10 protein-coding genes are annotated in these 11,035 nt (G+C 68.1%); 5 read left to right on the forward strand and 5 right to left on the reverse strand.

All coding sequences use genetic code 11. From position 1 onward, the window contains the following. Nucleotides 1–90 precede the first annotated feature (90 nt). Nucleotides 91–1,179: a hypothetical protein gene (locus AMK34_RS28560; RefSeq protein WP_038519424.1), complete on the reverse strand. Its 1,089-nt coding sequence runs from the start codon at nucleotides 1,177–1,179 to the stop codon at nucleotides 91–93. Between the two features lie 209 nt (nucleotides 1,180–1,388). Here AMK34_RS28560 and AMK34_RS28565 point away from each other — a divergent pair, with 209 nt between their 5' ends. Both AMK34_RS28565 and AMK34_RS28570 read left to right on the forward strand, forming a co-directional pair. Then, nucleotides 1,389–2,489: an adenosine deaminase gene (locus tag AMK34_RS28565; RefSeq protein WP_073847422.1), complete on the forward strand. Its 1,101-nt coding sequence runs from the start codon at nucleotides 1,389–1,391 to the stop codon at nucleotides 2,487–2,489. 65 nt (nucleotides 2,490–2,554) lie between these two features. Continuing rightward, nucleotides 2,555–3,760, forward strand: a complete 1,206-nt coding sequence (locus tag AMK34_RS28570) for an MFS transporter (RefSeq protein ID WP_073847620.1) — start codon at nucleotides 2,555–2,557, stop codon at nucleotides 3,758–3,760. A 186-nt stretch (nucleotides 3,761–3,946) separates the two neighbouring features. Here the strand turns inward: AMK34_RS28570 and AMK34_RS28575 are convergent, their stop codons facing one another. Beyond that, entirely contained in the window at nucleotides 3,947–5,188 is a 1,242-nt protein-coding gene (locus AMK34_RS28575; RefSeq protein ID WP_038519419.1) for a hypothetical protein, read from the reverse strand. A gap of 151 nt (nucleotides 5,189–5,339) precedes the next feature. Between AMK34_RS28575 and AMK34_RS28580 the strand changes: the two genes are divergently transcribed. Together AMK34_RS28580 and AMK34_RS28585 are read left to right on the forward strand one after the other, a co-directional pair. Beyond that, nucleotides 5,340–7,844: a DEAD/DEAH box helicase gene (locus AMK34_RS28580; RefSeq protein ID WP_073847423.1), complete on the forward strand. Its 2,505-nt coding sequence runs from the start codon at nucleotides 5,340–5,342 to the stop codon at nucleotides 7,842–7,844. Between the two features lie 86 nt (nucleotides 7,845–7,930). Continuing rightward, nucleotides 7,931–8,119 carry a hypothetical protein gene (locus AMK34_RS28585; protein WP_038519413.1) on the forward strand — a complete coding sequence of 63 codons (189 nt, stop codon included), beginning with the start codon at nucleotides 7,931–7,933 and terminating at the stop codon, nucleotides 8,117–8,119. A gap of 51 nt (nucleotides 8,120–8,170) precedes the next feature. Here AMK34_RS28585 and AMK34_RS28590 read toward each other — a convergent pair whose 3' ends face one another. Then, a complete protein-coding gene (locus tag AMK34_RS28590) occupies nucleotides 8,171–8,797 on the reverse strand; it encodes a hypothetical protein (RefSeq protein WP_073847424.1) in 627 nt (208 codons plus the stop codon). A gap of 54 nt (nucleotides 8,798–8,851) precedes the next feature. After that, complete coding sequence (locus tag AMK34_RS28595) at nucleotides 8,852–9,442, reverse strand: NADPH-dependent F420 reductase (protein ID WP_073847425.1); 591 nt, start codon at nucleotides 9,440–9,442, stop codon at nucleotides 8,852–8,854. Between the two features lie 76 nt (nucleotides 9,443–9,518). Between AMK34_RS28595 and AMK34_RS28600 the strand changes: the two genes are divergently transcribed. Then, nucleotides 9,519–9,878, forward strand: coding sequence for a winged helix-turn-helix transcriptional regulator (locus AMK34_RS28600; protein WP_038519405.1), 360 nt, complete (start codon nucleotides 9,519–9,521; stop codon nucleotides 9,876–9,878). Nucleotides 9,879–9,960: 82 nt separating this feature from the next. On the opposite strand, the gene AMK34_RS28605 is transcribed toward AMK34_RS28600, so the two are convergent. Continuing rightward, entirely contained in the window at nucleotides 9,961–10,941 is a 981-nt protein-coding gene (locus AMK34_RS28605) for a sugar-binding transcriptional regulator (RefSeq protein WP_073847426.1), read from the reverse strand. Nucleotides 10,942–11,035 lie beyond the last annotated feature (94 nt).

The raw sequence follows: 11,035 nt of genomic DNA on the forward strand, positions 1-11,035 counted from the left end.
GCTAAACGCAGGTCGTGGCCGGAGAAGCGTGAAGGCCCCCGTCCCAGGCGAAGCCGTGGGAAGGGGGCCTTCACGCGTTAAGCGAGGGCGTCAGTCCGAGGACTCGTCGCCGCCGTCGGCCTTCGCCTTGGCGTCGGCCGCCTTGGGCGCCCGGCCGTTGCGCGAGCTGCGACGCGGCTGACGCGGGGCGGGCGGCGGCGGGGAGATCTGCTGCACGGCCGGGCCACCGCCGAGCATCAGCTCCGCGAAGGTCGCCATGGCCTCGTCCAGCTGGCCGCCGATGCGGCGCACGGACTCGTCGTTGCTCTTGCGCACCAGCGAGTCGACCGAGTCGGTGTCCGGCTGCTTCTGCAGCGTGCTCTCGACCTTCGACAGACCGGAGCGGATCGAGCCGTCGAGGTCGCCGAGGCGCCCGGTGAAGCCGTCCTCGACCTTGTCGAGCCGCTCCGCCAGGTCGTCGAGCCGCGAGGTGACCTTCTCGAGCCGGTCGCCGAGGCCGTCGAGGCGCTCCGAAGCGTCGATCATCTCGCCGGTCTCGGTCAGCGCGGTCTTCAGCGCCTCGGTGTTCGCGGTGAGGCTTTCCTTGGTGGCCTTGTCGAGGTTCTCGACGCGGGTCCGCAGCTCGCGGTCGACGGTGTCGACGCGGTCCCGCAGGGTGGACTCGGCCTGCTCGACGCGCTCGCGCACCGGCCCGATCACCGACTGCGGCAGCGCGTCGGTCTTCACGTCCTGCTTGTCGAGGTGCGCGCCGAGCTCGTCGAGACGGCGGTGGATGTTCTGGAGCTTGTCCTCGAGCCCGTCCATCCGGCCCCCGACGCCTTCCAGACGCGCGGCCATGCCGTCGAGGCGGCCGTCGAGCTGAGCGAACGGCTTGGCCAGCTTGTCGACGATGCTTTCGACGGCGCGGGTCAGCGCGGCGATCGCGGTGTCCTGCGCTTCGAGCCGCGACATGGTCTCGTCGAGCCGCTCGGCGAGCACGCTGGTCTCGGTGCGGTCGGGCATCTCGGAGAGCCGCTTGCGCACCGCGCCGAGCGAGTCGACGGGGGCCAGACGTGCGTAGATGTCGTCGAGCGCGTCGAAGATCTGCTGCTGTTCGCTCTCACGCACTTCGGCCGCGCGCACCAGCATGTTGCGCATCCGGTCGAAGGACGGGGCTGCAATGTGGTTGTCAGTGGTCACTGCGGTGTCCTTCGTGGGCGGGGAAATGGGAGGGACGTGACGTGAAGCTTATCCATTGCGAAATTGCTCTGCGTATGGCCCCCGGGTATCGGACAATGCCGAGCTCTGCCCTGATGGCCGATTCAGCCGGTGATCCACAAAGCCGAGGGTTAAGTCAAGCATGAGACTTACAGCCATGTAGGGGAATGACAGGCTGGTTACCGTTACGTATGTCCTCTGAAAGCAGCAGATCCCGCATCCCGGAGGCGGTACTGGCCCGCGCTCCCAAGGTTCTCCTCCACGACCACCTGGACGGCGGATTGCGTCCCGCGACGGTCGCCGAACTCGCCGAACAGACCGGCTACGAGGCCTTGCCCACCACCGATCCCGTGGAACTCGGCCGCTGGTTCCGCGACGCCGCCGATTCCGGCTCCCTCGTCTCGTACCTTGAGACGTTCGCGCATACCTGCGGCGTGATGCAGACCGAGGAAGCGCTGGTCAGAGTGGCCGCCGAGGCGGTGGAAGACCTCGCGGCGGACGGCGTCGTCTACGCCGAGGTGCGTTATGCCCCCGAACTCTTCGTCGAACGCGGACTGTCACTCGATGCGGTGGTCGAGGCCATTCAGGCCGGGTTCGCCGAAGGTGAACGGAGAGTGGCGGCCGCCGGGGGCCGGATCCGCGTCGGGACGTTGCTCTGCGCGATGCGCCAGCACGCCAGGGCGCTGGAGATCGCCGGGCTGGCCGTCCGCTACCGCGACGCCGGCGTGGTCGGGTTCGACATCGCCGGACCGGAAGACGGATTCCCGCCTACCAGAAATCTCGACGCATTCGAGTTTCTGCGGACGAATAATGCGCATTTCACCATTCATGCCGGGGAGGCGTTCGGGCTCGCGTCCATTTGGGAGGCGATTCAGCATTGCGGCGCGGAGCGGCTGGGCCACGGCGTGCGCATCGTCGACGACATCAAGACCGACAGTGACGGCACGGTCCATTTGGGACGGTTGGCCGCCTACGTCCGCGACCGGCGGATCCCGCTCGAGATCTGCCCCACGTCCAATGTCCAGACGGGAGCGGCGCGCTCGATCGGCGAGCATCCCATCGGCCTGCTCGCCAGGCTGCGGTTCCGGGTCACCGTCAACACCGACAACCGCCTGATGAGCGGCTGCTCGATGACCAGCGAATTCGCGGCCCTGAGCGAGGCGTTCGGCTTCGGGCTGGCCGATCTCGAGTGGTTCACGATCAATGCGATGAAATCCGCCTTCCTCGATTTCGACCGGCGGCTCGACATCATCAACACGGTCATCAAGCCCGGGTACGCGGCCTTGCGTTAGTTAGCAGTGACAACTATCGTTCACTATGTAGGAGTTGTCTCCCAAATAGTGGAACGGTGGCGAAGATGGCGCAGGTCGTGGACGTGGGGATCGGCGGCAAACGACGCTGGCTCATCCTCGCGCTCGGCCTCGCCGCGCAGACCGCGAGCTGCTCGTTCCTCTACGGGCTCCCGTTCCTGGTGCCGTCGATGCAGCGTGCGGAGGGTCTCACGCTCGCCGAAGCGGGAACCGTCGTCGCGGCGCCGAGTCTTGGCCTGTTGTTCACCTTGATCCTGTGGGGCGCGGCCGCGGACCGTTACGGAGAGCGTTTGGTAATGGCCATCGGGCTCGGCGTCTCGGGGTTACTCCTCGTGTACGCGGCCGTCGGTGACCACTCGCTCGGGATCCTCTTTGGGGTGTTCTTGCTCGCCGGCGCGAGCACCGCGTCAGTGAACGCCGCGAGCGGCCGGGCCGTCCTGGGCTGGTTCGGCCCGGCCGAACGCGGCTTCGCGATGGGCATCCGCCAGATGGCCCAGCCGCTCGGGGTGGGCGTCGCCGCCTTCGGCCTCCCGCCGCTCGCGGACCGCTGGGGTTTCCAGGTCTCGCTCCTGCTGCCCGCGCTGACCGCGATCGGCGTCGCGCTCCTGGTCGCGTGGCTCCTGATCGACCCACCGCGTCCGGAATCCGGGACGACGGGGGAGAAACCGCCGTCGCCGTACCGGAGGCCGGCGTTGTGGCGGGTCCACGGCGCGAGCGCGCTGCTCGTCGTCCCGCAGTTCACGGTCTCCGCGTTCACCCCCGTGTACCTGGTGACCATGCACGACTGGACGGCGGCGTCCGCGGGCTGGTTCGTCGGCGCCGTCCAGATCCTCGGCGCGCTGGGCAGGCTGGTGTCGGGCTACTGGTCCGACCGCGTCGGGAGCAGGCTGCGGCCGATGCGGCAGTTGGCGATCGCGAGCGGCGCGGTGATGCTGCTGGTCGCGCTCGGGGACGCGACGTGGCCGTGGCTGGTGCTGCTGGCGCTCGTCCTGGCCGCGGTGATCACCGTGTCCGACAACGGGCTCGGGTTCACCGCGTCGGCGGAGATGGCCGGGCTCGCCTGGGCGGGGCGGGCGATGGGCACGCAGAACACCGGCCAGAACATCGCCGCCGCGTTGACGCCGCCGATGCTGGGCCTCGTGATCGGTGATTCGCGGTACGCGCTGGCGTTCTGCGTGGCCGCGATCTTCCCCGCACTGGCCGTCGCCCTGGTGCCCGTCAAAGACGAAAAGAGCCCCTCAGGACGAACCTGAGGGGCCCTTCAAGGTGACCGGCAGACCGTCTCTCGGAAGCGCGCCAGCGCGACGAGAGACTTCACCTCGCGCGCCCTCTTTCGGGCCGGAGGCCCACGAAAACGCGATGAAGGGGCGCCTCCTCGCTCAACTTGACGTTGAAGCGGAAACGACGCCCCTTCGGCGGGCTTTTCGTCAGCGCGCGAGCTACAACACCGTGAGGCGGTTCTCGAAGGTCTCGACGAGCTTGCGCCATTCGGACTGCTCGGCATCGAACGGAGCGCTCGGCTCCAGCCGCGACGGGTCCGGCCGCAGCACGAACGACACCAGCCAGCCGAGGCTTTCGTTGGCGGCCAGCGCGGTTTCGACGCTGTCGTCTTCGGCCCACTCGGCGGCGTCGGTGATCAGCTCGACGGCCAGCTCCAGCTGCGTCGGGTCGATCGACTCCGGGCCTTCGGCGATGTCGTCGGCGATCCCGTTGAGCACGTAGGTGTTCTCGGTGTCGACCTCGATCTCGAGCTCGCCCGCGGTGGCCTTCGTGGTCACCTCGTCCCAAGTGGACACTTGGGCGAGGTCGTTGCCCGCCAGCTCCTTGCCGTCCGCGATCGCGCGGATGAGGGCCTTCTCGGAGGTGAAGACGTCGATCTCGCCTTCGCTGCCGAGGAAGATCGGCTTGTCGTCGAGGTAGCAGCGCAGCGTGTAGTACTCGGCGCCGGAGGTGATGATCTTGATCGGGTCGATGCCGACCTCGCCCCAGAAACCGACGGGCTCGTCGTCTTCCTCGTCTTCGTCGTCCTCGTCCACGAGATCCGCGTCGACGGCGGCCGCTTCGGCCTCGGCGGACTCCGCGAGGAAGGTCGCGAGCTCCTCCGCGGTCTGCTCCAGCACCTTCTCGTCGACGTCGGGGACGGTCACCAGGCCGTCGATCGCGTCGAGGACGGTGTCCCACTTCTCGGAGACCGCCTGCGACAGGTCCGCCCAGAGGCGCTCGCCGTCGCGGCCGGAGAAGGGCAGCGTGCCCTGGTCCAGCAGCGAGAAGCTCTCGTGCGCGTCGAGGACTTCGTGGACCTCGTCCAGCTCGCACACGTCCGCGAGCGAACGCACGATGCCGATGATCTCGGCCAGCTCGCCGAGCGTCCACTGGTCCGGCTTCTCGGCCACCAGCTCGGGGACGCCCACCAGGTCGTAGGTGTGGTCGTCGTCCGGGATGAGCTCGGGCACGTTCAGCGCCGGGACGACCTCCCACGCGGGGTGGTCGAGCAGGTCGTGCTGCTCGGAGGTCCGCACGAAGGCGGCGAGATGCGCGGCGTCCGGGAAGGCGTACAGGTCTTCCTCGTCGCCGAGGAAGGCTTCCCATTCCTCGCCGTCTTCCCGCCAGCGCGGCGCCCAGAGGGTGACGACGTCACCCTGTGGCAGGCCGAGTTCGATCGGGATGATGTCCTGTGCCATTCCTTTAGCCCTCTCGGATTACCGCCTGTGTGCGCGGCCGGGTGATGGTGCCCGGAAGGTGCGCGGTACCGCGAAGCCTACGGGTTTCCGCCGATGGGCGCGATCACCCCTGGGCAAGAAGCGACCAACGGATGGCACGATAGGTCCTCTGATGACACTTACAGACCTCCTGCCTGCGGATCCCGACCCCGACTCGCTGTTCGAAGCCTTCTCCACCTGGACGGCCGAGCGCGGGTTGGAGCTGTACCCCGCGCAGGAAGAGGCCATCATCGAGGTGGTCTCCGGCGCGAACCTGATCCTGTCGACGCCGACGGGCTCGGGTAAGAGCCTGGTCGCCGTCGGGGCGCACTTCACCGCGCTCGCACACGGCCGCCGCAGCTACTACACGGCACCCATCAAGGCGCTCGTCTCGGAGAAGTTCTTCCAGCTCATCGAGATCTTCGGCGCGGACAACGTCGGCATGATGACCGGCGACTCGGCGGTCAACGCCGACGCGCCGATCATCTGCTGCACGGCGGAAATCCTGGCGAACATGGCGTTGCGCTTCGGTGCCGACGCGCCGGTCGGCCAGGTCGTCGCGGACGAGTTCCACTTCTATGCGGAGCCGGATCGCGGCTGGGCCTGGCAGGTGCCGCTGCTGGAACTGCCGAAGGCACAGTTCGTGCTGATGTCGGCCACCCTGGGCGACGTCTCGTTCTTCGAAAAAGATCTCACCCGCCGGACCGGCCGTCCGACCGCGGTGGTCACCTCGGCGCAGCGGCCGGTGCCGCTGACCTTCCGTTACGCGTTGACGCCGTTGCACGAGACGATGTCCGAGCTGCTCAACGGCGGGCAGTCGCCGGTCTACGTCGTCCACTTCTCGCAGGCCGCGGCGATCGAACGCGCGCAGACGCTGATGAGCATCAACGTCACTTCGAAGGCGGAGAAGGAGGCCATCGCCGACATGCTCGGCGACTTCCGCTTCTCGGCCGGGTTCGGGAAGACGCTGTCGCGGCTGGTCCGGCACGGGATCGGCGTGCACCACGCCGGCATGCTGCCGAAGTACCGGCGCCTCGTCGAGCAGCTGGCGCAGGCGGGGCTGCTGAAGGTGATCTGCGGGACCGACACGCTCGGCGTCGGCATCAACGTACCGATCCGCACGGTGGTCTTTTCGGCGCTGACGAAGTACGACGGTGTGCGGCAACGGCATCTCAAGGCGCGCGAGTTCCATCAGATCGCCGGCCGCGCGGGCCGCGCCGGATACGACACCGACGGCTACGTCGTCGTGCAGGCGCCGGACCACGTCGTCGAAAACGCCAAGGCGCTGGAGAAGGCGGGCGACGATCCCAAGAAGAAAAAGAAGATCGTCCGCAAGAAGGCGCCCGAAGGGTTCGTCAACTGGACGGAGAGCACCTTCGACCGGCTGATCGCGGCCGAGCCGGAGCCGTTGACGTCGAGCTTCCACGTCAGCCACTCGATGCTGCTGAACGTGATCTCCCGGCCGGGCAACGCGTTCGACTCGATGCGGCATCTGCTGGAGGACAACCACTCCGACCGTCCCGCCCAGCGGAAACTGATCCTGCGCGCGATCGCGATCTACCGCGCGCTGCTCGCGGCCGGTGTGGTGGAACGGCTCGACGAACCCGACGAGCAGGGCCGTATCGTCCGGCTGACCGTGGACCTGCAGTTCGATTTCGCGCTGAACCAGCCGCTTTCGCCGTTCGCGCTCGCCGCGATCGAACTCCTCGACGTCGAGTCGCCGTCGTATCCGCTCGACGTCGTGTCCATTGTGGAATCCACTGTGGACAATCCGCGGCCGGTGCTGTCACAGCAGCAGTTCAAGGCGCGCGGTGAGGCCGTGCAGGCGATGAAGGCCGAGGGCATCGAGTACGACGAGCGGATGGAGCTGCTCGAGAACGTCACGTACCCGAAGCCGCTGGAGGAACTGCTGGAGGCGGCGTATTCCCGCTACCGGCAGGGGCATCCGTGGGTCGAGGACTACGAGCTCAAGCCGAAGTCCGTCGTGCGCGACATGTACGAGCGCGCGATGAACTTCGTGGAGTACATCGGTTTCTACCAGCTCGCCCGCTCGGAAGGGCTGGTGCTGCGGTATCTCACCGACACCTACGACTCGCTGCGGCACACGGTGCCCGACGAGGCCAAGAACGAGGGGTTGCAGGACCTCATCGAATGGCTCGGCGAACTCGTGCGCCAGGTCGACTCCAGCCTCCTGGACGAGTGGGAAGCCTTGCGGCATCCCGAAGAGGAGGGCCCGGTTTCGACGAGGCCGCCGTCCGAGCCGCCCGCGGTCACGCGGAACGAGCGAGCGTTCCGGGTGCTCGTGCGCAACGAGCTGTTCCGGCGGGTGGAGCTGGCTTCGCGGCGTGCCTACGACACGCTCGGCGAGCTGGACGCCGCGTCGGGCTGGGACGCGGACGCGTGGGAAGACGCCATCGAGGACTACTACGACGAGCACGAAACGCTCGGCATCGGCCCGGACGCGCGCGGGCCCAAGCTGCTGATCATCGAGCAGGAGCCGGGGATCTGGCGGGTGCGGCAGATCTTCGACGATCCGGCGGGCGATCACGACTTGGGCATCAGCGCCGAGGTCGATCTGGCCGCTTCGGACGAGGCGGGCTCGGCGGTCATCCGGATCACGGCGGTGGACCGGCTCTGATTTCGGCATTCCGCCGAAACGACTGTGCGACCCGGCGGATCGGTGTTACATTCGTCAGGTAAGTGTCACAGGGGCTGGGAGGAATCATGGGCGTCTTCAAGCGTGCGCTGGTCGTCGTTGCCATCGCGGCGGGACTGGGAATCGCGGGCGGGGCGGCCGCGCAGGCCGCGTCGATGACCGAGTACTCGCTGGCGGGGGACGACGCGACCACCGTCGAGTACGGCGTCGCTTCGGACAACTCGGCCGACATCGTGGCCGGCGCGTACAAGAAGTAGCTCGTTCCGTGAAGGCCTCCTTGAGGGACCCAGAGTCCCTCAAGGAGGCCTTCACGGACTTGTGACGATGCGGCGGCGGACCAGCTGAACGACCAGAACCACAAGTGAAAGCGCCGGCAGCGGGTACCCGAGGAGCAGGCCCACCGTGATGTCGGTGAGCGGCGCGAGGACCGCGGCGACGAACACCCACGTCGGCGCGGTCGGAAGTTTCGCGCCGGAGCGGACCTTGCCCCACGGTTTCGCCACCGAAAGCCAGGCCTGGAAAGCCAACGCGCTCGCCATCAGCGCGGTCCCGGCGACCAGCGCCACCGGCGGCGGATCACCGGCCCTGGCGGCGGCGACGGAATCCCGCAAAGTGCCCGACAGCAGGAAGATCCCGGCGTCGAGCTGGACGAGCGTGATCGCGAACTTCGCCAGCACCCACCAGTGCCGGGTGAATCCCCACGCCGTCGCCGCCGCGAGCAGGAAACCGGTGAAGGCCGACGCGTTGGCCAGCGGCGCCAGCAGGAACGAGTCGATCTCGTGCGCCATCGACGTGGCCGCGACGCGGATCTCGCCGTCCGCGCTCGTGCGGCCGATCGCCAGGAGGGTGAACAGGGCCAAGGCCTGTCCCATCCAGCCCACCGAGGTGACGATGTGCAGCCACACGGTCAGCTGCCGCCAGGTCTTCGTCCGCATGGCGCACAGATTCGCGTGACCGCCCGGCCCGGCGCATCGGGGACGACCCTGAAATCAGGCCGGAAGGGGCGGGAAGCAGGCCTGGGCGTCGTGGCCGTCGAACCAGAGACCGACCATGAACGCCATGGTCGCCTCCATGAGCCCCGCCCGGTCGAGCCCGCCGGCGTTCAGCGGGGTGCAGCCGAGGTCGCGGACCAGCGAGCTCACCACCTCGACGCCCTCCGGCGCACCGCAGAGCGGCACCGCGAGCGGGCGGCCGCCGAACACCGGGGGAGTCATCCGCCAGACGTCCACGTCGCAGAGGTTGAACGCCTTGACCACCTGCGCGCCGGGTGCGGCGGCGGCGATCCGGGCGGCCTGGTCGGGGATCGTGAGCGCGGCGCCGGGGCCGACGGCGTTCGTGCAGTCGATGAGCACTTTGCCGTCGAGATTCCCCGCCGCGGCAAGGACTTCCAGCACCGAAGCGGCGGGGAGGGCGAGCAGGATCACGTCGCTCGCGCGGGCGGTCTCCGCCCACGTTCCGACCCGCGCGGAGATCTTGGCGGCCTTCGCCTGATCGCGCGCCGCGACCATCACGTCGTGCCCGGACCACTGGCCGCCGAGCGCCTCCGCCATCCCGCCCGCCCCGAAAATACCGATACGCATGTGCTGCTCCCTAAGATCGAGTGACAACACCGACCGTAGAAAGCCGCGCGGGTACCGAATGGTTACCGGAGGTCCGATGAACGACGTCTTCCTCGCCGATTGCCGTGCCCGGCTGGCCTTCGACCTGATGGCGAACACGTGGAACCCGGTCGTGCTGTGGGCCCTGCGCGAAGGTCCGCTGCGCCCGGCGGAATTGCGGCGAAGGCTGGGCGGGATCAGCACGAAGGTGCTCACGGAGACGGTCCGGCGGCTGGAGTCCAACGGTCTCGTCCACCGGCGCGACTGCGGGCGGACGGCGAAGGTCGAGTACTCGCTGACGGATCTCGGGACCACGTTGCTGGCGCCCATCGAGGCCTTCGGGGAGTGGGCGTTCCGGTACGGCGACGAGGTCATGGCGGCGCAGGACGAGGCGGCCCGGTTTCGCGATCTCGCGTGATTGAACGCCGATCTCGCGTGATTGGAGGCGGATCTCGCGTGATTGGGGGGCGATCTCGCGTGATTGGGCGGACGACACGGGGTCAGGGGAGTGGGCGGGCCTCGGCCAGCCGGAGTAGCGGGACGGCCGCGGCGGCGTCGGTGATCAGGGTCGAGACCATGCCGGAGCGCAGGACGGCGTCTATCGCTTCGGCCTTCGGTTCCGTGTAGCCCAGCGCGATCACCTCGGGGACGGCGAGGAGTTCCTCGGCGCTGATGGCCAGCACGTGGTGGGCCAAGCCGGTGGACATCGGGTTGCCGTCGGCGTCGAACAGGCGGGCCGAGACTTCGGCCTTGGCGCCGCGTTTCGCGATCGCGCTCCGCTCGGCCTCGTCGAGCGCGTCGTACACCGTCGACTCTTCGGGTTTCCACGCGCCGATGCTGACGACGGCCTTGGTCAGGTTCTTGAACTGCCCGAAGGTCTCCGCGATACCCGGCTGCCTGCGCAGCGTTTCGGTGGTGCGGCGGTCGGGGAGGACGAGCGGGCCGAAGATCGGGTACGGCGCGCCGCCCGAGACGGAGGCGACCCGGCTGACCGTCTCCACCGACCGGTCGCGCATGTCCATCCCCGCCTGTACGCCGCACAGTTGCACGATCGGGCATTTCGGCAGCGACTCGATCGCGTCGGTCATCGCGTTCACCGAACGTGCCCAAGAAAGGCCGAGGACGTCGCCTGGAGTGATGATTTCGGCCAGGAGCCGGGCGGCGAGCGTGCCGATCTTGCGTCGGGCCACCTCGCGGGATTCCGGTTCCGGCGCTCGTTCGAGCACCAGGACCCGGTCCAGCCGGTACGCGGCGCGGATCTCCTCGGACAGCACGAGATCGACCGGCGCGGGCAGGTGGAACTCGACCTTGACGATGCCGCTTTCCCTGGCCGTGTCCAGCATTCGCGCGACCTTGAACCGGCTGATCCCGAACTCTTCGGCGATCTCGAGTTTCGAGGCGCCCTGTTCGTAGAAGCGCCGAGCCACCGCGGCCAGGCGTAGCGATTCAACCAGGCCGGGACACTGTTTCTTGGCGCTCATATGAGCACTATAGCGCGAAATCTACCCGAAAGGTTGACGTAACACCAGGGAAAAGTTCACCATGCCTGGACATGCAGTCCGAAGCATAAGCCTG

Origin of the sequence: Amycolatopsis sp. CB00013 (assembly GCF_001905755.1) — a bacterium.
Taxonomy (GTDB): Bacteria; Actinomycetota; Actinomycetes; order Mycobacteriales; family Pseudonocardiaceae; genus Amycolatopsis; species Amycolatopsis japonica.

Coding starts and splice junctions, on each gene's coding strand:
- AMK34_RS28570 (WP_073847620.1), top strand. CDS start 2,555: ATGGCGCAGGTCGTGGACGTGGGGATCGGCGGCAAACGACGCTGGCTC.
- AMK34_RS28580 (WP_073847423.1), top strand. CDS start 5,340: ATGACACTTACAGACCTCCTGCCTGCGGATCCCGACCCCGACTCGCTG.
- AMK34_RS28590 (WP_073847424.1), bottom strand. CDS start 8,797: ATGCGGACGAAGACCTGGCGGCAGCTGACCGTGTGGCTGCACATCGTC.
- AMK34_RS28585 (WP_038519413.1), top strand. CDS start 7,931: ATGGGCGTCTTCAAGCGTGCGCTGGTCGTCGTTGCCATCGCGGCGGGA.
- AMK34_RS28595 (WP_073847425.1), bottom strand. CDS start 9,442: ATGCGTATCGGTATTTTCGGGGCGGGCGGGATGGCGGAGGCGCTCGGC.
- AMK34_RS28600 (WP_038519405.1), top strand. CDS start 9,519: ATGAACGACGTCTTCCTCGCCGATTGCCGTGCCCGGCTGGCCTTCGAC.
- AMK34_RS28575 (WP_038519419.1), bottom strand. CDS start 5,188: ATGGCACAGGACATCATCCCGATCGAACTCGGCCTGCCACAGGGTGAC.
- AMK34_RS28605 (WP_073847426.1), bottom strand. CDS start 10,941: ATGAGCGCCAAGAAACAGTGTCCCGGCCTGGTTGAATCGCTACGCCTG.
- AMK34_RS28565 (WP_073847422.1), top strand. CDS start 1,389: ATGTCCTCTGAAAGCAGCAGATCCCGCATCCCGGAGGCGGTACTGGCC.